The organism is Aeromicrobium sp. REDSEA-S32_B7, from assembly GCF_001626145.1.
Classification (GTDB): domain Bacteria; phylum Actinomycetota; class Actinomycetes; order Propionibacteriales; family Nocardioidaceae; genus Aeromicrobium; species Aeromicrobium erythreum.
In genome coordinates, this window is record NZ_LUNF01000018.1 from 1 (window position 1) to 20,957 (window position 20,957).

Sequence of the window (20,957 nt, forward strand, 5' to 3'; positions counted from 1 at the left end):
GCGCGTGGCCGCTACTCGACCAGCGAAGCGTTCCGCTGGTCGAGTAGTCGACGCCGCGACGAAGGAGCTGGCGTAGACGTATCGAGACCACTCTGAGCCCTCGCTGGGAGCCGGCTCGCGCTGGGCCGTTGCCGGGTGGTCTCGATACGTCCGAGCTTCGCAAGCTCGCTCGAACTACTCGACCGGCGAAGCGTTTCGCTGGCCGAGTAGCGCGGAGCCGCGACGAAGGAGCGTGCTCCGGGCGTATCGAGACCACTCCAGGGGGACGCTGCGGGTCGGCCCGCGCTGGGCCGTTGCCGGGTGGTCTCGATACGCGCCGACGTGCTCGCTGGCGCTCGCCGTCGCCGCTCCTCGACCAGCGGAACGGTCCGATCCCTGCTCGACCAGGGACGCGGGGCTTCGGGGGCGGTGGCACTCTGGGGGGATGAGACGGGTCGGGTGGGTGCTGGTGGCGGTGGTCCTCGCGGGGTGCGGTGGCACCGGCGGGGGAGGGGGGAGCGGCAGCACGCCCTCGCCTGCGCCCTCGACGACTCTGCCTGACGACCCGACACCGACCTTGCCGGACGACCCGACGCTGCCCGACGACCCGACGCCGACGGGCAAGCCGTCGGCGGCTCTGCAGACCGTCACCGGTGTCGTGGAGCGTTCGCCGGAGGACCGGTGCGTCACGCTCGCCGCGACCGGTCGCACGTGGGTGCTCACAGGAACGGTCGCCGGCCTCGAGGCCGGCGACCGTGTCACCGTGCGGGGCCGGCCCGACCCCGACGCGACCACCACCTGTCAGCGAGGACCGGTGCTCGTCGTCGCCGAGGTCGAGCGCGGCTGACTACTCCTGCTCGTCCGTCGTCGACGCCGTCGCCTTCGGAGCGAGCGGCTGAGCCGTCTCCGGGGCGGTCGGCGTCGTGGTCGTCGCCGACGGGGTCGGCTCCGGGGCCGATCCGGTCACCCGGACCGTCCCGCTGCCGAGCACCGCACCCTCGGACGAGATCACCTGCATCTCACCGAACAGCGAACGACCTTCGGTCGGCTGCGCCGTGGGCTCCAGCGAGCCCTTGACGACCGCCGTGCCACCGCGTGCCAGCTGGACGGGCGTGTCGTCGACCGCGAGCGTGCCCAGCCCCGTGGAGTAGAACACGTCCAGGTAGTCGTACTCGGTGCTGCCGGCCGGGACCGCGTAGCCGTCGACGACGACGGTGTACCTGCCGGCGGCGGGGGCGTCCAGCGTGACCGACTCCTCGGAGTCGCCGTCCGCGGACTGGCCGGCCTGCGACCCGTCCGGGTTGAGGATGGCGAGGTCGAGGTCGGCGCCGGCGTCGGACGTGCTGCCGATGGTCGCCGTGAGGCTCGACGCACCCTCCGGGACGTCGACGGTGTAGGTCTGGCGAGCACCGTCGTCGATCGTCTTGCGCTCCGCGAGGGCGCTGCCCAGGTCGCCACCACGCGGCGTGACCGTGACCGGACCGAACGCGTTCTTGAGCGTCCACTCCAGGGCCGTCGCGCCACCGTCGGCCGCCGGGGCGACCTCCTGGGAGGCGGGGTCGACGGTGACGCCCTGGACCGCGGCGGTCAGCGTGAACGGGTTGTCGAGCAGCGGCGACGTGCGACGCGACTCCACCTCGATCTCCCAGACACCCGGCAACGGGTCGGCGTAGCTCCGCGACGTCGGCTTGCAGGCCTTCGCGTCGCTGAAGTTGGTGTAGCACGCCGTCGACGCCGTCGACTCGACCGGGACGCCGTAGGGGTTGATCGCGATGAACCGCGTCTGGCTGCGCGTGGCGATGCCGGACAGGTTCACCTGCAGCGCCTTGGCACCCTTCGGCACCGACACGAAGTACGACGTCGACCGGTTGCGCTGGACCGTGCCGCGGTTCTCCTTGGCGAAGCTCGGCGAGGTCAGGCCCGTGGACTGCACGACGGTCACCATGACGCGGTGGTCGACGACCGGGGTGGCCGGGTCGTCGATCTCCACGATGGCCGAGTGCGCACCCTGAGTCTTGGCGGTGGCGGTCACCGGCAGGCTCACCGTGCGACCCCGCGCGAGCGTGATCGAGGTGGGCGCGCGGAACGTGCCGTCGTTGCCGACGATGCGCACGGTGTGCTTGACCGACTTGTAGGTGCCGGACGAGCGCGTGATCTTCACGTCGTACTTCTTGGCCTTGTTCAGCGTCTGACCGCCCTGGTCGGCGGCGCAGCGGTTGTACAGGCCCGTGCCGCGACCCGGCTTGGCCAGGAAGTCCGACAGCGGGGTGCAGACCGGCGCGTCGGTGCGGTAGTCGGCCGTGACGGCCTTCTTCAGCAGCAGGCTCCACGCACCGGGCACGTTGAGCTGTCCCGTGCCCTGACCCGCGACCGTCTCACCGGAGAAGAGCTTCGCCGAGGAGTACAGCGCGTTGCGCAGCTGCTTGGGCGTCACCGGGACCTCCCGGGCGAGGGTGCCCGAGAGCAGCACGGCTGCCGCGCCGGCGGCCTGCGGCGAGGCCATCGACGTGCCGTTGAACATCGCGTAGCCGACCGGAAGCGTGTAGCCGGCCTCCTTGAGGTCGGGCTGCTTGAGCCACTGGGGCACGGTCGAGATCGCCGAGCCGGGGGCCGCGATGTTCGGCTTGAAGTCGCCGGACTCCGTCGGGCCACGCGAGGAGAACGGGTGCAGCGCGAGCGCGGCCGAGACGACCGAGCCGTAGTTGGCCTTCCAGGTCTCCTTGGAGATGGACGACGCGACGCTCACGACCTTGCCGGCCACGGACGGGTCGCCGATGGTGTTCAGGCCCGGGCCGCTGTTGCCGGCGGAGATGAACAGCTGCACGCCGTAGTCGTCGATCAGACGGTCGTAGACCGTGGCACGGGCGTTGTTGGCGTCGTTGAGCGCGGGCAGGCCGCCGATCGACATGTTGACGACGTCGACACCGCGGTTGGTGACGAGGTCGACCATGCCGTCGAGCAGGGCCGCGGCGGTGCAGCCGCCGCCCCACGTGCACGCACGGCTCGAGACGATCTTGGCGCCGGGCGCCTGGCCGTTCATGGCGCCACCGAACAGCGAGTGACCGGCGGCGATGCCGGCGACGTGGCTGCCATGGGCGTCCTCGACGATGCCGATGTTCACGAAGTCGGCGGTGCCGGGCAGGCCGGCGGGCGCGAGGCTGACGTCCTCGCGGTACTCGACGGTGAACGGCATGCGCTCGACGACGTCGGTCGACGGGTCGTCGGTGCCGAAGTGGCCGACCTGGAACTTCTCCTTGTACGGGCGCATGAGCTCGTCGTCGGAGAAGACGTTGTCCTGGTTCGCATCGACCCAGATGTCGTGGGTCGTCTCGTCGTAGAGGATGCCGAACCGGTCGGTGGTGTCGCCGTCGCGGTTCACGTCGCCGCCGGGCTCGCTGCCGGCGGTGATGCTCTCGCTGAAGCGGTTGACGCGGAAGGTGCCCTCACGCGGCGCGGTCCAGGTCTGGTCGGCGTAGGTGAACGTCGGGGTCGCCTTCACGGAGGTGAGCATGGCCCGCCACGTGCTGTCGTCGTCGAGGAGCGGGTCGGTGCCAGTGACCCAGTCGACGATCTTGCGCTCGCCGGTGCTGGTCTCCTGCAAGGCCGGGTGGTCGAGGTCGACGCCGGAGTCGATGATGCCGATGGTGACGCCGCGGCCGTCGTACTTCGGGTTCTTCGCGACGAAGTCGGTCGTGCCGGTCTCGCGCGTGGGCATGTACGGGTTGGCGTCGGGGGTGCTCGCGCCGGGCGCGCTGCTGGGCGCGGAACCGTCGGCGGAGACCTTGCCGGGGGCAGGGTCGTCGATCGGGATGGTCTCGTCGAGGTCGACGGCGTCGACCTTCGAGAGTGCGGCGACCTTCTCGACGCGCGAGGTGGGCACGCTGGCGCGGACGTAGCCGAGCTTGTCGTCGACCTTGCCGATCCAGGCGCCCGACGACTCCAGGGCGTCGACGACGGCCCCGGTGGCCTTGCGCTGGGTGGCGATCATGACGGTGACGCGCTTGTCACCGTTCTGCCGGGCCTCGGCGAGCAGCTCGCGGTCGGGCTGGCCGAGCTTGTCGCCGGCCGGCGCGTCCTTGACCTCGTCGGTCTGCGCGGCCCGCTCCGGGGCCTGCTCGACCTTGGACCGCGGCTCGTCGTTCGCGGCGTTCGCTGCGCCCGCCGAGGTGATGGCGAGCGCGAGCGCGATGGTGGAGGCGGCTCCTGAACGGAGCAGCCGTGTGCGGCGTGTGCGCAAGGTGGTGCGTCCTCTCTGCTACCGGACCGTGGACCGGCGTCCCCCCGTGGGACAAGGCGTGCCCGCCCTGGGAGGGGCGAGGCATGGGAGACAGTCTCACCCCGTGCCTGCTGGTGCGCCAGGGCTGACGGACCTGCAATTGCGGGCTTAACCGTTTCGTCACCTTGGCGACGACGACGCACGAAGCCCCTCCCGGAGTGGTCCGGGAGGGGCTCGGTGCGTGTCGTCCGCCGGGGCGGAGCGAGGTCAGCGCTGCAGGAAGTCGAGCAGCACGCGGTTGAGCTCCTCGGCGTGGCTCACGTTGAACCCGTGCGGGCCGTCGGCGACGACGTGGACGGTGGCGTCCTTCACCGTCTCACCCGTGCGCTTGCCGGAGACCTCGAACGGCACGACGGCGTCGCTGTCGCCGTGGATGACGAGCGTCGGCACGTCGATCTTCTCGAGGTCGTCACGGAAGTCGGTGGTGCCGAAGGCCTCGACGCAGCCGAGCATGGCCGTCGTCGACGCGGGCTCGACGAGCGCGATGGCCTCCTGACGCTGGGCCTCGGTGACCTTGAGCTCGTCGTTGGCGCTGAAGAAGTTCGTGGTGAACTCCTCGAGGAAGCCGGCACGGTCGTTGCTGACGCCGTCCTTGAAGCCCTGGACGTCCTCGGGCGTGAGGCCGCCGTCGGGGTTGTCGTCGGTCTTCAGCAGGTACGGCGGGACGGCGCCGGCGAACACGGCCGAGTGGATGCGCTCGGAGCCGCGCGAGCCGAGGTAGCGGGCCACCTCGCCGCCGCCCATCGAGAAGCCGACGATGGTCGCGTCGGTGACCTCGAGCAGCTCGAGCAGGCCTGCGAGGTCCTCGGTGAACGTGTCGTAGTCGTAGCCGGTGTCGGGCTTGTCGCTCGCGCCGAAGCCACGGCGGTCGTAGGTGATGACGCGGTAGCCGGCCTCGGTCAGGGCCGGGACCTGCTCCGACCAGGACGCGCCGCTGAGGGGCCAGCCGTGGATGAGGACGACGGGGCGGCCGTCGCCGCCGGAGTCGGTGTAGCTGATCTGGATGCCGTTGGTCTCGAGCGTGCTCATGGGATGTTCCTCCGTGGGTGTCGGGGATCGTGCGCTCTGGCTCCTTCGAGTCTGGTCGAGCAGGCCGACGGCGCAACTCGAACGTGCACGATGTGGTCGTATGCGATGTAACTCCTGGTCTCACCTCGTGGATGGATGCCCCTGGTTTGCCGCGCGCGGATGCCAGGACGGACGTACGCTCGCCGTGACGCACACCACACGGCCGCCAGGGTCGTCACGGTGGGGCGCGAGGCCGGGGAGGCGGACCGATGGCTGACTCACTGATCGAGAGGTCGACCGTGCTGCGTCGCGTGCGTGCGGTCGGCAAGGCGTTCACGACGCCGCTGCACCCCGACGACTACCTCAAGCTCATCAACCCGCTGTGGTCCGCGCGCGAGCTGCGCGGCCGCGTCGAGCGGGTCGAGCAGGTCACCGACCGCTCGGCGACGCTCGTCATCAAGCCCGGCTGGGGCTGGTCGTTCGACTTCCAGCCCGGCCAGTACATCGGCATCGGCGTGGAGATCGACGGCCGGTTCCACTGGCGGTCCTACTCGTTGTCGTCGGCGCCCGTGCGCTCGGAGGGCACCGTCGCGATCACCGTGAAGGCGATGCCCGAGGGCTTCCTGTCCGAGCACCTGGTCAACGGGCTCGCGCCGGGCACGATCGTCCGGCTGGAGTCGCCGCAGGGCGACTTCGTGCTGCCCGACCCGCCGCCGGCGAAGATGCTCTTCGTCGTCGGCGGCAGCGGCATCACCCCGGTGATGTCGATGCTGCGGACCCTCGACCGTCGCGGCTCCGTGCCCGACGTGTTCCTCGCCTACTCCGCGGTCGACGAGGACGACATGATGTTCCTCGACGAGCTGCGCGAGCTCGCTTCGAAGCACGACCGCTTCACGTTCCACGAGCGGTTCACCGACCGCGACGGGTTCCTCACGCCCGACCGGCTGGGCGAGGTCTGCCACGACTGGGCCGAGCGCGAGACGTGGGCCTGCGGCCCGCAGCCGATGCTCGACGCGCTCGTCGAGCACTTCGAGCGGCTGGGCCGCGAGGACGAGCTGCACGTCGAGCGGTTCTCGCTCGGCGCCACCGAGACCGACGCCGAGGGCGGCACGATCACCTTCGGCGACACGGGCAAGAGCGTCGAGGTCGACGGGGCCACGACGCTGCTGGAGGCCGGCGAGCAGGCCGGCGTCAACATGCTGTTCGGCTGTCGCATGGGCATCTGCCACACGTGCGACGTGCCGCTGCTCAGCGGCCGCGTGAAGGACCTGCGCAGCGGCGACGAGCACACCGAGGGCGAGTACGTGCAGACCTGCATCAGCGTCGCCGCCACCGACTGCACGCTCAAGATCTGAGGAGACACCCATGGCCTACGCCGACGTGCGCGAGTACACCCACCTCACCGACGAGGAGGTGGAGGCGATCGGGCGAGAGCTCGACGAGATCCGCGCCGAGGTCGAGGCGAGTCGCGGTCAGGCCGACCGCGACTACGTCCTGCGCATCATCGCGCTGCAGCGCCGGCTGGCGGCCGCCGGGCGCATCACCCTGTTCGCGAGCCTGTTCCCACCCGCCTGGCTGCTCGGCACGGCGCTGCTCTCGTCGGCCAAGATCCTCGAGAACATGGAGATCGGCCACAACACGATGCACGGCCAGTGGGACTGGATGAACGATCCCGAGGTGCACTCCAGCAGCTGGGAGTGGGACACCACGCAGCCGGCGGAGCAGTGGAAGCACTCGCACAACTACATCCACCACCAGTTCACGAACGTGCTCGGCCACGACAACGACGTGGGCTACGGGATCCTGCGGATGAGCCGCGACCAGAAGTGGACGCCCTACAACCTGGGCCAGCCGGTCTACAACGCCCTGCTCGCGCTGTTCTTCGAGTACGGCGTGGCGCTGCACGACCTCGACATCGAGGCGATCCGCAAGGGCGAGAAGGACCCGAAGCTGCTCAAGCGCCAGCTCAAGCAGATCGGCGACAAGATCGGCAAGCAGGCGCTGAAGGACTACGTCGTCTACCCGGCGCTGACCGGTCCGGCGTTCCTCAGCACGCTGACGGCGAACATCACGTCGAACCTCGTGCGCAACGTGTGGGCCTACATGATCATCTTCTGCGGGCACTTCCCCGACGGTGCGGTGCACTTCACCGAGGAGGAGCTCGAGGACGAGACGCGCGCCGAGTGGTACCTGCGCCAGATGCTCGGGTCGGCCAACTTCGAGGGCGGCAAGCTCCTGCACATCATGAGCGGCCAGCTGGGCTACCAGATCGAGCACCACCTGTTCCCCGACCTGCCCAGCAACCGGTACGCCGAGATCTCGGTCAAGGTCAAGGACATCTGCCAGCGCTACGGCATCCCGTACACGACGGGTCCGCTGCACAAGCAGTACGGCCAGACGCTGCGCACGATCATGAAGTTGTCGCTGCCGAACCGTCGCACGAAGGACAACCCGGCGCCGCCGGCCCCGCGCACGCGGCGGCTGCGCGACGACGAGCGTCCCGGACGGCGTCACGAGCTGGGCCGTTGGACGAACGCGGCCGCCACGTCGTGAGCGACGGTGTGGTGACGGCGGCGTCGGGCCCGGTGGTCGAGGGCTCGGCGCTGCCGTTCGCGTGCGTGGACGACGAGGGTCGTGGGACGCACGAGAAGGTCGTGAAGAAGCAGGCCATTCGCTGCTCCCTGAGCCGGATCTGCGGGGTGTGCGGCGAGACGCTGACCCGCCCGGTCGCGTTCGTCGGCACCCCCGACGAGGCCCTCGACGGGGAGTTCGCGTTCCCGCCGTGCCACGTGGCCTGCGCCCGCCAGGTCGCCGCCGACCCGCGGCAACGGCTCGGTCACGCGGAGCAGCCGCACCGCTGGGTGCTGGTCAGCACCGCCGGCTTCGACCTCGTGCGCCCGGCTCGGCGCGGCGACCCGGTCTGGTTCCGACCGAACTCGGTGCTCGAGCGCGAGACGCTCTGAGCCTCAGGCCGCCAGCGCGCCGCGGATGAGGTAGCGGTCGCCTTCCTGCGTGAGCAGCAGCGTCAGAGCCTGGGTGCGCCGCACCCCGCCGATCTCGTAGGAGTAGGTGTAGGTGACGCGCATCTGGTCGGGGTCGGAGCGCACGGCCTCGACGCGCACGTCGCTGACCCGTCCCCAGAAGTCGGTGTAGCCGGTGATGCCGCCGCTGGCCTGCTGGTAGGACGCCGTGAGCAGCTGGAAGCCGCGCTGCGGGTCGCTGGCCGCCGTCTGGACGTAGTCGGTCGCGAACTTCTCCAGGCGCTGCTGTGCCGTGACCGGCGGTGCGGCTGAGGCCGCCGCGGCGACGGGGGCGCCGTCGTCGCCCGTGGTCGCCAGCACGCCGGCGCCGGCCGCACCGAAGGCGACGAGGGCTGCGGCGGCGACGAGGATCGTGCGACGGTCGCGTCGACGTCGTCCGCCCCGGCGGCTGGTCGGGGGCGGCAGGGTCGGGGGAGCGGTGACGCCGTCGCGGGTCGGCGGCGCCTGCGTGACGGCGGTGCGGCGGACCGGTGGTGGCCGAGGCCACCCGGCTGCGCGAGGGTCTGCAGGAGGTCGGCGATCTCGCGCATCGTCGCGCGGTCGGTGGGGTCGTGGCGGGTCGCGGCGGCAACCACGGGAGCCAGCGGGTGGTCTGCGGGCAGCGCAGGCGCCGGCGCGTCGAGGATCTTCTGCACGGCGGTGATGACGTCGTCTCCCTCGACGTCGTACGGCACCGAGCCGGTGACCACGCGGTAGACCGTGATGCCGAAGGCCCACACGTCGCCCGCGGCAGTGGCGGTGGAGCCCCGGGCGATCTCGGGGGAGAGGTAGGCGGGAGAGCCGGTGATGAGGCCGGTGCGCGTGAGCGCCTCGTCGTCCTCGCGACGGGCGATGCCGAAGTCGCCGAGCTTCGCGACGTCGTCGCCGGTGACGAAGACGTTCGACGGCTTCACGTCGCGGTGCACGAGCCCGTCGGCGTGGGCCGCGGCGAGCGCGTCGGCCACCTGCGCGAGGAGGCGGGCGGCCCGCTTGAGGTCGAGGGGGCCGTCGTGGGCGAGGTCGGCGAGCGTCGGCCCGTCGACGAGCTCCATGATGAGCCACGTGAAGTCGCCGTCGTCGGCGAGGTCGTAGACGGAGACGACGTGCGGGTGGTGGACCCGCGCCGCCAGCCTCGCCTCCCGCTCGGCGCGTGCGGAGTCGACCTCGTCGGAGCCGGGGGAGAAGCCCAGTCTCTTGAGGGCCACCCGACGGTCGAGAACGGTGTCGTGGCCTGCCCACACGCTGGTGGAGCGACCTCGACCGATCTCGCGCTCGAGCCTGTACCGTCCTGGGATCACCGACGACTCCTTTCCACACGACGGTAGGAGCGGATCGACGGTCCCGCGAGTCGAGATACCCCCTGTGAGCGTCGTCTCACACCCCCGATTTGGATCCCCGTTCACCGTGGCGTAATGTTCTACGTGCGACGCGGGGTGGAGCAGTTCGGTAGCTCGCTGGGCTCATAACCCAGAGGTCACAGGTTCAAATCCTGTCCCCGCTACCAAGAGGCCCGGGATTCTCACGAATCCCGGGCCTTGTCTTTTGCTGACGCGTGACTCCGCGCTGACTCACCACGAACGAGCGAGGGCGCGGCGGAGCGCCTTGCTGACGTCTTGGTGGCAGCGAAAGCGCCGGCGTTCGGCTTCCGGTAGACGGTGCCGCTTCCCGCCGCTGGCGTTCGACGATCACGAACGGTAACGAGCGCCGGCTCCCGCGCGCTGCCGGCTTCGTAGCTGACGTGGTGATGCGCCCCACCAACGTCGAGCGGCGCGGGTGAAGGACGCTTGCTCGCGAAAACCGCACATGTGGGTGATCTGGCCGAAGGGAAGGTCGGTGGTGGTGACGAGCAACAGAGCCTGATCGCGGCGCGCCTCGTCGACAAGTGTCTGGTACGTCGTCCCGTGCGCAGCGAGTCGTCGATGGAGGGTCCGTGGGTGGATGGAGAACACCTTGGCTACGGCGGCTTGGTCGACGAATCCCGTTCCGAGGAGGTGCCGTAGTGCGCCTCGGGTGCGCTCCACCAGGTCGTCGTCGGCGCGCGAGGTGGTCCGGTCCAGGAAGGCGACCGCGAGGTGCTTCAGGGCTTCGTCGCCGCCGGCGAGCGACCGGGACGGGAGGCTTGACGGGATCCTCAGCACTGCCGCGTCTTCCACGGGTGCCCGGAAGGTGACCTTGGCACCGAAGAACTCTTCGTAGATGTCAGTGCGCGCCGGACACTCGTAGGGGAGCATCACCTCGCGCAGACCGTAGTCCCCGTCGCTGAGGTGGGTGATGCCTCGGTGGATGAAGCCCATGGCGAGATCGACGGCCTGGGCAGGGCCACGTGGGCGCGCGGGTCGGTAGTACAGCGCGCTGACGCCTGGTTCTTCTCGAGGGTCGTCCCGCAGCTCGAAGGACACGAACTGACTGTGGACGAAGAGATAGGTGTTGACCACGTCCAGCGCGCTTCCCAAGGTCGGGCAGTTCATCAGGGCGATCGCGAGCGCACCCAGGACGGTGATGGACTGGCGGTCAGCCATCTGCAGACCGAGGTCGTGACAGCCCAGCTCCTCGACAACCAGCTCCAGCATGGCGGCAGAGCGATGCGCCTCGACCAACACGTCGTCCTGGTCGAGAGCGCGAGGATCCAGCCCCGCCCTTTCTGCGAACGTGTCGGCCTGGCCTCCGAGTTCTGCGACCACCGAGCGGAAGCCGCGCAGACTGGCCGAGCGAAAGTACATGCTCACCTGTCCAGCGTGTCAATGATGTCCGTTCATGACAAGAAACTGTCTGCTGAAGACAAGTTTTACGCTTCGTGCTCGCGTTCACTGTGACCGTGACGTTTCTCCTCCAGGAGGCCCAGTGACCGAGTCATCCGAGCGCCAGATCGTCGGCGCCGAGGTGCCACGAGTCGTCGCAGCGCGCCTGAACGGGACCTCGCGCGACGACGGCGCCAAGGTTGCTCTGGTCATCGAAGGCGGGGGGATGCGAGGCATCGTCTCTGCGGCCATGGCGACCGCGTTGGAGGAGAGCGGAATCCTGCCAGCCGTCGACATCGTGGTCGGCACATCGGCTGGTGCCGTCAACGCCGCCGCTACGGTTCGTGGCACGATCAGCGGGCTCACAGATGCGTACGCCGACGTCTACTCGTCGCGCGAGTTCATCGACATCCGTCGGCTGTGGAACAGAGGCCGACCCGTCGTGGACAGTGCGCGCATCGTCTCGCACATCGATCAGCTGTTCGGTGTCGGCGACCTGGTCGGGGATTTCGGCCCTCGGCTCGCGATGGGCGCCACAGACATCGACGCGGCAAGGGCAGAGGCGCTGACCGGTTTCGCCGACCGGACCGACCAGCTGTCGGCTATCCATGCCTCCGGGCTGCTTCCGATCCTGGGGGGTCCGCCCATCAGCTTCCGCGGGAGGCGGTGGCTGGACGGCGGGATCCTGGAGCCGGTGCCCGTGGCAGCGGCAGCGACCCTGGGGGCCACGCATGCCATCGTCCTGGCAACACGACCTCGCGGCTTCGGACCGACCTTCGGAGCATTCGACCGCGTGATCCAGCGTTATCTGCACGGACTCAATCCGACGCTCGGGTCCGCGTACGCACAGCGGCCGGCGCGGTACCGAGCGGTCCTGGAGGCGACGGCCGGAGGCTCGTGCTCAGGCGTCAGGACGGTGCTCTTTGCTCCTGATGCCGCGGTCCGGCTCCCGGGCAGACTCGAACGCGACGCCCAGCTACTTCGATCGACAGGGCGCACGGTCCGCGACGAGACCCTGCGGCAGCTCGCCACCTGGCAGGTCGCAGCGTGACGGCGCGGCGTGCCGTCGCGACCCGTTCGAGGGAGGTCCGGCCCGCGCAGGGGTACGGGTCGGACCTCCCCCGAGTGGGGTTCAGCCGTGCGCGAAGGTGATGTTCGGCAGCGCTCGCTTGAGCCAGGCCGGGACGTACCAGGCGGCGTGGCCGGTCAGGCGCAGCAGGACCGGCAGCAGGACCAGGCGGACGAGGAACGCGTCGAGAAGGACGGCGACGCCGAGCACGACCCCCATCTCCTTGGGTGGCAGCGGTCCTGAGAGGGCGAAGGTGAAGAAGACCGCGACCATCACGGCGCCAGCGGCGAAGATGACTCGTCCGGAGTGCGCGAGGGAACCGACCATCGCCTCATGCGGATCGCCGCTGCGCTCGTAGTGCTCCTTCGCCGAGGCCAGCAGGAAGACCGTGTAGTCCATCGCGATGGCGAAGATCATGGCGAAGAAGAAGACCGGCGCCCATGCATCGAGGAAGCCCTGGCTCTCGAAGCCGAGCAGTCCTGCGCCCCAGCCGTCCTGGAAGACGAGGCGGGCGACGCCGAAGGCGGCTGCGGTCGAGAGCAGGCTGACGAGCGTCCCAAGCAGGGAGATGAGCGGTGCCTGCAGGGCGATGAGCAGGAGCAGGAAGCCGAGTGCCAGGACGACGCCGATCACGAGCGGGGTGGAGTCGTCCAGCTGGGACTTCAGGTCCAGGTTCTCCACGCCGGCACCACCGACCCGAGCGGTGTCGGGCAGGTCGGCGCGCAGTCGCTCGACGGTCGTGGTGAGCGCGGGGTCCGACGGATCGACGGTCGGGACGGCCTGGATCATCGTCAGGTCCGAGCCGTCGGGTGCGCGCTGGGCCGGCATGGCGGCGGCGATGCCGTCGTCGGCGGCGAGGGTCTTCGCTGCGGCCTGTGCCTGGTCGTTCGCGACGACGATCTGCAGGGTGCCCGGTGCGCCCGGTCCGAAGGCTTCCTGGACGCGGTCGTAGCCGACACGGGCTGAGGCGTCCTCGGGAAGCACCTTGATCGAGGGCATCGCCGTGCTGAGGCCGACGACGGGTGCAGCCAGGGCGAGGAGCACCACGAGGGCGGCGCTGCCCCACAGGACAGGGCGGCGCCAGAGACGCTCTCCCCAGGCGGCGAAGCGACGCGACCGGTGTTCCCCGGTCCTGACCCAGGGCAGGGCCAGCTTGTTGATGCGGTGGTCGAGCTTGACCAGCACCAGCGGCAGCAGGGTCAGCGTCGCGGCGAGCACGAAGACGACGGACAGCATGATGCCGCCGGCCATCGATCGGAAGGACGGCGAGGGCACGAGCATGACCGCGGACAGCGAGATGAGCACGGTCAGGCCGGAGAGCAGCACAGCCTTGCCGGCGGTGTCCATCGTCTCCGCGATGGCGCGTGGCGCGGACAGCTTGGCTCCCATGCGGGCGGCGCGGTAGCGGACCACCAGGAAGAGCGCGTAGTCGATGCCGAGGGCGAGGGCGAACATCATGGCGAAGTTCATCGCCCAGATGGAGACGGGGACGAGCTCGTTGATGAGGACCAGCGAACCGGCCGAGGCGACGAGTCCGGACAGGGTGAGCAGGAGGGGGAGTCCTGCGGCGACGAGGGCGCCGAAGGCGATGACGAGGATGGCCAGCGTCACGGGCCAGGAGACCATCTCCGACTTCAGCATCGCCTCGAGGTTGGCCTCGTTGAAGTCTGACCAGAGCAACGAGGAGCCGGTGGGATTGACGTCGATGCCGTCGCCGGACAGGTCCTGCAGCGGGCCCTTGAGGTCGGTCGCGACGCGGACCATCTCGTTGGTGTCGGCGCCTGCACCGGCAAGCACGATGGCGGTCGAGCCGTCCTGACTGAGGGTCGCGCCGGGCTGGGGCGCGACGACGTCGGCGATCCGGGGCTCGTCCTTCAACAGTGTGGCGACCCTGGCGAGGGTCTCGGCACCGCGACCCTCGGTGACGGGCCCGTCGTCGCTGTGCACGACGACCTGGATGGCCGAGGATGCGTTGCCGCCGAAGTGCTCGCGGGCGAGCTCCCGGGCGGCGACGGACTCGGAGCCGTTGGCCTGCCAGCCGGCGCCGGAGAGGTTGTGCTCGACCTTGGGAGCGAAGACTCCCAGGCCGATGACCAGCATCAGCCAGGCGATGGCCACGATCTGGCCGTGGGTGGTGACCCAGATCCCGAGGCGCCCCAGTGGACCTGAGGAGATCCGCGCCTCCTGTCCGGGAGCGGGTGGGTCGATCGTCGATGTCATGCGGTCTCCAAGTGCTCGAAGGGCCGGAGGGGAGACCAGTCGTATCCCCCCGGGGGGTTCGACCAGGACCGTAGCATATCCCCCCGGGGGGATGTAGAGTTCGAGACGACGGCGCCGGCCGGCGCCTCGGAACGGAGGAGTGAGATGACCGAGCTGACCATGAGGGTGAGGACCGCCCGGGGCTACGAGGAGACCGTCGGGTTGGTGCGAGCCAGCCTCGGCGAGGCGGGTTTCGGCGTGCTCACCGAGATCGACATCCAGGCGACGCTGAAGACCAAGCTCGATGTCGACGTCGAACCGCAGGTCATCCTCGGCGCCTGTCGTCCCCAGCTCGCGCACGCCGCGATGCAAGCCGACCCGTCCATCGCGGCGCTCCTGCCGTGCAACGTGGTCGTGCGCGCAGACGGGGCAGGGACCGTCGTCGAGGCCTTCGACCCCCGGGCCATGACCGCCATGGTTCCTCAGTCCTCTGCTGGTCTGCGCGAGATCGCCGCCGATGCTCGTACTCGTCTGCGCGGCGCCCTCGAGACGGTGGAGAACGCCTGATGCCCGACGCCGCGGCGATGGGTCTGGAGCCCGCTGAGATCAAGGCCATCATCACTCGGATGAAGCGCGCTCACGGCCATCTCGGCAGTGTCATCCGCCACGACGGGGGGCCCGTCGCCTGTCAACGGTCGCTCGCAATTTCCGCATCGGATGAGGTCGAACACCCCAGAACGACACCCGGTGCAAGAGCTGCGTCCGTGGACCGCCGGTCCGGTGGGCAGGTGCAGGTCGAAGTGTTCGGGGTCAGTTCATATCAGCGTTGGGCCCCTTACCCCGCGCGCCGCACTCGAAGACGAGTCGCCTCGCGTCGCTACGCCCAGAGCGTCGAGCCGAACCTGAACCACACCGCGGCCGCCACCGCGACGTACCAGAGCATGATGATGAGCGCCGTCCAGTTGCGCAGGAACTGACCGAGCGACGAGCTGGTGGCGAGGTGAGAGACGGCTTCGCGGCTACCGATGACGACAAGCGGGATTACGGCTGCCCATACGACCATGCAGTAAGGGCAGAGCCGGCCGATGTCGTAAAGGCTCTGTGTCTGCAACCAGGTGATGAAGGCTGCGGCGAAGACCAGACCCACCTGGAAAGCGCCCCAGAAGAGTCGTGGCATCCGACCATCCAGGAACAGCAGGACACCGAGCAGCACAACTCCCGTAAACCCGATCAGGCCTGGGACTAACGGGTCAGTTCGAACTCGTACTGTCCTGAGGTCGCGAGCGACTGAATAGGCAGGCCCGGCTTTGAGACGCGTTTTTCGGCGGCTCGTCGTACGCTGTGCGGGTGATTGCCGCACTCTGCGAACGCGCCGAGCGGGCTCGTCGGCCATGGGGGAGGGCATTAGTTCTCCGAACCATGGGTGCGGGTTAGCTGATGCCCGACCACTCCTGGCGTGGGGCCTTCGCCTTACCACTGGAGTGCGCTCGAACCGTATGAGCTGTTCGGATGCAGCGAGTTCACCATCGTTGCTGAGAGAAACCTAAAGATTCATCTGGCGAAGTCTGTTCAAACCTTGCGCAAGTGTGGTCTGATCTGACTAACCTCGAGGCTGCCTGGGAGTGCTTCAGCGAGACGAACCATCCGCGAGGCGTAGATCAGCAGAGATGTGCGTCGGCGGCCTGAAGTAGAGGGTCCCCAGTATGCGTGGACGTCTTACCCGTTTTGTGCTCCTGCCCACGGTGACGGCGGTTGCCGCCGGTGCTCTGATCGGTGGCCCGGCCATCGCCGAACCGGAGGGCAACAAGGTCGAGTTCCGCATTCCTGAGGGCCAGGCTTCGAAGAACAAGGACTTCGGCGATGCCTCAGAGGTCGGGGAGGCGATGGCGAAGGCGCGGGAGACGAAGAAGCGTGTCGAGATTCGCTCGGAGCGCGACGAGCGCCGCACGGTGTTCGTCAACCCTGACGGGACGATGACCCAGGAGACGAGCGAGGCACCGCGTTTCGCCGAGACCGACCACGGGGTCTTCCAGCCCCTGAATCCTGATCTCGCTCCTGAGGGTGGGCGGCTGGAGCCTGAGGTGTCTGATGCCGATGTGTCGTTCTCTGCAGACGGCGCTGGTGAGCTCACGCGGCTCGACCTCGGCAAGGGTCGCTCGATCGGCCTGAGCTTCGACGCAGAGCTGGCGGCGCCCACCGTCGACGGCGCGACCGCCTCGTACAGAGTGCAGAGCGACGCGCCGGAAGCGTCTGCCACTCCTTCGCCTTCGTCATCAGCGGATGAGCAGAGTCCGACGTCCGATGTGGCTGTGGTGACCGGTACGCGAAGTGGGGGTTTCTTCACCCACCTCACGCTGGACGGTGCACCGGACTCTGCGCCGGAGTACCGCTTCCCGCTCAAGAGCGAGGGACTGACTCCTGTCCTCGTGGGCCAGGTCTTGTCGTTCAAGGATGGTGAGAATACGGTGGCGCAGTCGCGCCCGTTGAAGATGTGGGACGCGCAAGTCGACGAGGCCGGCGACCCGGCTGCACCTGTCGATGTCGATGCTTCCCTGGAGACCGAGGATGGCGGCCAGGTCCTGATCTTGCGTCCCTCGATGGAGTGGTTGCAGGCCGAGGGTCGTCAGTACCCCGTGGTCATCGATCCCGACATCGCGCCGGTGAGTCCGGTGGGGGACACGTGGGTTTTCTCCACCCAGGCTTCGGATGATCCGCGAAGCTCGGACCCCGGCCTGCGAGTGGGCTCGGACGATGGATCGCGCGCATTCCGTTCGATCATCTGGTTCCGCTACAACCGGTTCGTCGGCACCAATGTCACCAAAGCGACGCTGAATCTCAAGCAGTACTTCAGCGCGGCTGGCTGCACTGCCAAGACGACGGTCTTCACCCCCACCACCTCGGGAGACTCGACGGTCTCGGACATCACATGGTCTAACAAGCCGAACGAGTCGACTGACAACCGGTGGCGTATCAGCCCTACCTTCAACCGGAACGGAACCACGTCCGGCTGTGCAGCGGGCCCGCAAGCCATTGATGTGACGTCGATGGTCAATGGCTGGTCAGGCAAGCACGCTGGATCGGGCAACTTCGCTTTCGCCGACTCCTCGTCGGCCTTCGGCGCCACCCTTAATCGACAGTCCATCCAGCTCCATGCTGGTGTAACGCCCACCGAAGAGCAGGATGCGACTCGTCAGAAGCGGTTCTGCTCCTCGGACTGGGTCTCGAGCGCTACCTACTGCGACAGTGCCTCAGTCGTTCCTACTCTCTCGATCACGTACGACCCTGAGATCGGCAGTCAATCCTGGTACTCGATGACGGATCACCCGTTCAACAGCTACTCCTCGCTGTCGGTCAACAACCGCAACGGCAATCTGCTCGTTTCCGCCACCGACGGGAAGATGAATGGCGTCGGCCTCAATCTCGACCTCGCCCGCACCTACAACTCACAGGCGACGGTGACGAACACGTCGATCGGCAAGGGCTGGAACCTGGGCATCGGTCCTGACGTCTGGTTGCGAAAGAAGTCTGGTGTCCGCTTCGACTACAACGGTCCCTCCGGCACGATTCTCGGGTCTTTCGTCCGGAAGAGCGCGACCTCGACTAACAGTGCCTTCAAGGACTTCTCGACACCGATCGGCGGTATCGGCTCGGACCTCAAAGAGACGGACACCGGCTTCACGTTGACCTTCAGGAAGTCACGTCAGAAGTTTGACTTCGATCTCGTCGACTCGAGCGGGAACGCCTACCTCACGAAGATCCGCGACCGCTCTGACAACGCGATCACCTTCGGCTACAACGGGACGATCAACAACCGTCCGAAGCTGGCGACGATCACCGACAGCGGCGGTCACGTCCTGAACGTGACGTACAGCGGCAATGCGATCACGGCCATCACGGAAAGCACCAATTACACGCAGAGCTCCGGTGGCGCGCGCACCTGGGCCTACGCCTACGACAGCAGCGGACGCCTCACCGGTTTCACGAATCCGGAGAACAAGACCACGACCTACGCCTACACCAGCGGCGGTCTGCTCTCAAGAATCACCGGCCCGGCACGCACGAAGCCTGACGGCAAAGCGAACACCGGCGAAACCGAGATCACCTACGGGGTCAACAGCAGCGGCGAGGCACAGGTGCAGACCGTCCGCTACCGCTGGGACGACGACGCGGCAGACGCTGCCTGGCACATGTTCACTTGGTCTTATCCGACCAGTCGGCCCACGGTATGCAACGGCAACGGATCGCTCTGGACGACCGTGAAAGACCCTCGAGCGAACACGACCACCTACTGCTTCGGTCAGCGCAACGACTCGACTGGCAAGGGCAAGACGTGGGTCTACGACCCCAAGGGCAACATGAAGTCCCAGGACTACACCGCCGACAATGCACCTGAAACCTTCACCAGCGCGACCGGCGCCACGACCGTGAACAAGTACAGCGGCGGCGCGCTGCAGGATCGCCTCGAGAGCGTCACCGAACCGAAGAACAGCAGCGGCGAGAACGCAGCAAGTGCGGGACTGCAGTACAACGCCCCCAGCACCACCGAAGGCGGCGCCTACCTCCCGACCGCCGCCCAGTCGCCCTCGGGAGACTGCAACGAGTACGGGTATGACGCGAAGGGTCGAACCACCACTGCGTACACCGGCATCACACCTGAGGCAGCAACCAGCACGTCGAGCGGTGCGCAGCGCAATGGCTGCAAGACCTCTAGCAGCGGCTTTGACGCAAAGTTTGAGCGACGCTACAAGGACAACGGCACCGTCTCTTCCTCCTGGGACGGCAATGCGCAGGACTCACCGACCGACGCCGAAAAGACCATCTACACGTACTGGGCGGACGGAGACACCGGCTACATCGCGGGCTCGGAGGGTCAGTTGAAGTCGGTTCGTAAGCCCGGCGGTGACTGCTCGACTGGGTCCTCGCGGAAGCTGTGCACGAGCTTCACCTACGACGGCGCTGCCCGTGTTGACACGACGACGGACGGCCGCGGGAAAGTCACCAAGTACCAGTACGACCGCAACGACAATGTCGTGCGCGCGATGTTCGACACCAACGATCTCGCGTGCAGCCTCAACCTCGGCGTCTGCATCGACTACACCTACGACGCTGAGCAGAACCTGCTGCAGCGCTCGCTGACGACCACGTCGCGCACCTCGGCCTTCTACTACGACCGGATGAACCGACTCGTAGGCAAGACTGTCGGCGTCGACGCGAACACCTTCGACTTCTCTACCTCGGCGTACGACGGCGTCGGCAACATGGTCTACGACCAGACCTACGTAACTGGGGCACCGGATTCGGTCGAGATGGTCTTTTATCACGACAGCGCCAACAGCCTCTACCGAGTCCTCGACTACAAGTCCACCCCGACGTTCCGGTTCGACTTCGAGACCGACAAGGACGGCCGAGTCACCTCGGTCGCTCCGACGTCAGCATCGTCTGGCAGCACGATCGTGAAGTTCGCCTACGACTACACCACATCCGGGCGACCAAAGTCGATGCGCTGGCTCACCCCAGGCGGCACCGAGCAAGCGAAGATCGCCTACAACTACTCCGTGTCGGTGCCCGTCGGTGGTGGAAGCGCCATGTTCGACACCCCGCAGATGCAGTCGCGCACGACAACCGGCACGGGCGCTGCGTCGAATCAGACCGGCACCATCGACTACGACTACGACAAGCAGCGACTCGTCAAGGCGACCGACACCAACGGCACCGACTACGAGTACACCTACGACAAGATCAGCAACATCACCAAGGAGATCGCAGGTAGCACCACCACCCGCTACGGCTACAACAAGGCAGGCATCCTCTGCTGGGAAGGCAGTACTGCCGGAGACAGCGCAAGCCCGTCGAGCTCGACCGCAGGGTGCCCAAGCACCCCATCGGGCAACACCACCATCAACGCCGACAACGCCGGCAACAGCCTGGGGACGAGCGCCAACCCAATCACCGTGAACCAGCTCAACCAGGTCGACCAGATCGACGGCAACGCCCAGACCTACCTCGACCAGGGCAACGACCTGCGCCAGACCAGCGCAGGCAACCGCGAATATGACTCAGGCCGCGGCGTTACCGGGATCAAGCGCGGCAGCACCTACGAGTACTACATCCGCGACACCAATGGCACCCTGCTCGCCAGCCAGGTCGGCTCGACCCTCACCTACGCAGCGTCGGAGCCCAACGGCAACATCACCTGGCTCATGAACAACTCAGGCTCACGCGTCGGCTCGTACAAGTACGCCCCCTACGGGGCTACGACGTTGACCGGAACGCCCGCAGCTGCGAACCCCTTCCGATGGATTTCAGCGCAACAGGATGACCGCGCTTCCGGTGCAGCTGGTTCGTACAAGCTGGGCGCGCGCTACTACGACGGTCGCGGTCACTTCACGCAACCTGATCCAGTAGCGGGAGGGTTGGCGGATCCGCGAACTATCGCGGCCTACAATTATGGCAACGGCGATCCTATCAACTTGGCTGACCCCTCTGGATATTTCGACATCCCTAATCCGGTCGGTTTCCTCAAGTTTGCAACAAAGCGAGCACCTGGTGTTTGCTATATTGCAAACGCGGTTCAAGACACGGATAATTCATTCAAGGACGATTTGAATGATCTCAACACCTGCTTCAATCCGTATGCGTTTGTGCAAGATGCGATTGAGGACTAGTTC

General features: G+C 67.7%; 13 protein-coding genes, 1 tRNA gene and 1 pseudogene. 8 read left to right on the forward strand and 7 right to left on the reverse strand.

The annotated features are described in order from the left end of the window. Positions 1 to 424: 424 nt before the first annotated feature. Complete coding sequence (locus A6Q79_RS00695) at positions 425 to 826, forward strand: hypothetical protein (RefSeq protein WP_289016641.1); 402 nt, start codon at positions 425 to 427, stop codon at positions 824 to 826. On the opposite strand, the gene A6Q79_RS00700 is transcribed toward A6Q79_RS00695, so the two are convergent. Both A6Q79_RS00700 and A6Q79_RS00705 read right to left on the reverse strand, forming a co-directional pair. Next, positions 827 to 4,216, reverse strand: coding sequence for a S8 family serine peptidase (locus tag A6Q79_RS00700; protein WP_286690348.1), 3,390 nt, complete (start codon positions 4,214 to 4,216; stop codon positions 827 to 829). A gap of 246 nt (positions 4,217 to 4,462) precedes the next feature. Next, on the reverse strand, positions 4,463 to 5,284 hold the full coding sequence (locus A6Q79_RS00705) for an alpha/beta fold hydrolase (protein ID WP_286690347.1): 822 nt from the start codon (positions 5,282 to 5,284) through the stop codon (positions 4,463 to 4,465). A 248-nt stretch (positions 5,285 to 5,532) separates the two neighbouring features. Here A6Q79_RS00705 and A6Q79_RS00710 point away from each other — a divergent pair, with 248 nt between their 5' ends. Genes A6Q79_RS00710 through A6Q79_RS00720 form a run of 3 tightly spaced genes read left to right on the forward strand, consistent with a single transcriptional unit; the run spans position 5,533 to position 8,226 of the window. Continuing rightward, positions 5,533 to 6,618 (forward strand): ferredoxin reductase, encoded by a 1,086-nt coding sequence (locus tag A6Q79_RS00710; RefSeq protein ID WP_067855924.1) that lies wholly within the window; start codon positions 5,533 to 5,535, stop codon positions 6,616 to 6,618. A 10-nt stretch (positions 6,619 to 6,628) separates the two neighbouring features. Continuing rightward, positions 6,629 to 7,816 (forward strand): fatty acid desaturase, encoded by a 1,188-nt coding sequence (locus A6Q79_RS00715; RefSeq protein ID WP_067855927.1) that lies wholly within the window; start codon positions 6,629 to 6,631, stop codon positions 7,814 to 7,816. Further along, positions 7,813 to 8,226: a hypothetical protein gene (locus A6Q79_RS00720; protein WP_144433687.1), complete on the forward strand. Its 414-nt coding sequence runs from the start codon at positions 7,813 to 7,815 to the stop codon at positions 8,224 to 8,226. The genes A6Q79_RS00715 and A6Q79_RS00720 overlap by 4 nt, the downstream gene beginning before the upstream one ends. A 3-nt stretch (positions 8,227 to 8,229) precedes the next feature. Here A6Q79_RS00720 and A6Q79_RS00725 read toward each other — a convergent pair whose 3' ends face one another. Both A6Q79_RS00725 and A6Q79_RS18510 read right to left on the reverse strand, forming a co-directional pair. Further along, positions 8,230 to 8,604: a hypothetical protein gene (locus A6Q79_RS00725; protein ID WP_317695382.1), complete on the reverse strand. Its 375-nt coding sequence runs from the start codon at positions 8,602 to 8,604 to the stop codon at positions 8,230 to 8,232. Between the two features lie 272 nt (positions 8,605 to 8,876). Continuing rightward, positions 8,877 to 9,686: pseudogene (locus A6Q79_RS18510) on the reverse strand (serine/threonine-protein kinase); the annotation flags it as partial. Between the two features lie 24 nt (positions 9,687 to 9,710). Between A6Q79_RS18510 and A6Q79_RS00735 the strand changes: the two are divergent. Continuing rightward, a tRNA-Met gene (locus A6Q79_RS00735) sits at positions 9,711 to 9,787 on the forward strand. A gap of 181 nt (positions 9,788 to 9,968) precedes the next feature. Here A6Q79_RS00735 and A6Q79_RS00740 read toward each other — a convergent pair. Continuing rightward, positions 9,969 to 11,003, reverse strand: a complete 1,035-nt coding sequence (locus A6Q79_RS00740; protein WP_286690353.1) for an AraC family transcriptional regulator — start codon at positions 11,001 to 11,003, stop codon at positions 9,969 to 9,971. A gap of 121 nt (positions 11,004 to 11,124) precedes the next feature. On the opposite strand from A6Q79_RS00740, the gene A6Q79_RS00745 reads away from it, so the two are divergent. Then, positions 11,125 to 12,072: a patatin-like phospholipase family protein gene (locus A6Q79_RS00745; RefSeq protein ID WP_286690344.1), complete on the forward strand. Its 948-nt coding sequence runs from the start codon at positions 11,125 to 11,127 to the stop codon at positions 12,070 to 12,072. Between the two features lie 81 nt (positions 12,073 to 12,153). On the opposite strand, the gene A6Q79_RS00750 is transcribed toward A6Q79_RS00745, so the two are convergent. Then, the gene (locus A6Q79_RS00750; RefSeq protein WP_286690343.1) at positions 12,154 to 14,310 is read right to left on the reverse strand and encodes an MMPL family transporter; all 2,157 of its coding nucleotides are present in this window, start codon (positions 14,308 to 14,310) and stop codon (positions 12,154 to 12,156) included. 144 nt (positions 14,311 to 14,454) lie between these two features. On the opposite strand from A6Q79_RS00750, the gene A6Q79_RS00755 reads away from it, so the two are divergent. After that, complete coding sequence (locus A6Q79_RS00755; RefSeq protein WP_067855948.1) at positions 14,455 to 14,856, forward strand: DUF302 domain-containing protein; 402 nt, start codon at positions 14,455 to 14,457, stop codon at positions 14,854 to 14,856. Positions 14,857 to 15,166: 310 nt separating this feature from the next. Here the strand turns inward: A6Q79_RS00755 and A6Q79_RS00760 are convergent, their stop codons facing one another. Beyond that, the gene (locus A6Q79_RS00760; protein ID WP_317695393.1) at positions 15,167 to 15,694 is read right to left on the reverse strand and encodes a vitamin K epoxide reductase family protein; all 528 of its coding nucleotides are present in this window, start codon (positions 15,692 to 15,694) and stop codon (positions 15,167 to 15,169) included. A gap of 298 nt (positions 15,695 to 15,992) precedes the next feature. Here A6Q79_RS00760 and A6Q79_RS00765 point away from each other — a divergent pair, with 298 nt between their 5' ends. After that, positions 15,993 to 20,954, forward strand: coding sequence for an RHS repeat-associated core domain-containing protein (locus tag A6Q79_RS00765; RefSeq protein WP_286690340.1), 4,962 nt, complete (start codon positions 15,993 to 15,995; stop codon positions 20,952 to 20,954). The last annotated feature ends 3 nt before the right edge of the window (positions 20,955 to 20,957 follow it).

Coding starts and splice junctions, on each gene's coding strand:
- A6Q79_RS00695 (WP_289016641.1), top strand. CDS start 425: ATGAGACGGGTCGGGTGGGTGCTGGTGGCGGTGGTCCTCGCGGGGTGC.
- A6Q79_RS00705 (WP_286690347.1), bottom strand. CDS start 5,284: ATGAGCACGCTCGAGACCAACGGCATCCAGATCAGCTACACCGACTCC.
- A6Q79_RS00710 (WP_067855924.1), top strand. CDS start 5,533: ATGGCTGACTCACTGATCGAGAGGTCGACCGTGCTGCGTCGCGTGCGT.
- A6Q79_RS00715 (WP_067855927.1), top strand. CDS start 6,629: ATGGCCTACGCCGACGTGCGCGAGTACACCCACCTCACCGACGAGGAG.
- A6Q79_RS00740 (WP_286690353.1), bottom strand. CDS start 11,003: ATGTACTTTCGCTCGGCCAGTCTGCGCGGCTTCCGCTCGGTGGTCGCA.
- A6Q79_RS00750 (WP_286690343.1), bottom strand. CDS start 14,310: ATGACATCGACGATCGACCCACCCGCTCCCGGACAGGAGGCGCGGATC.
- A6Q79_RS00755 (WP_067855948.1), top strand. CDS start 14,455: ATGACCGAGCTGACCATGAGGGTGAGGACCGCCCGGGGCTACGAGGAG.
- A6Q79_RS00760 (WP_317695393.1), bottom strand. CDS start 15,694: ATGCCCTCCCCCATGGCCGACGAGCCCGCTCGGCGCGTTCGCAGAGTG.
- A6Q79_RS00765 (WP_286690340.1), top strand. CDS start 15,993: ATGCGTGGACGTCTTACCCGTTTTGTGCTCCTGCCCACGGTGACGGCG.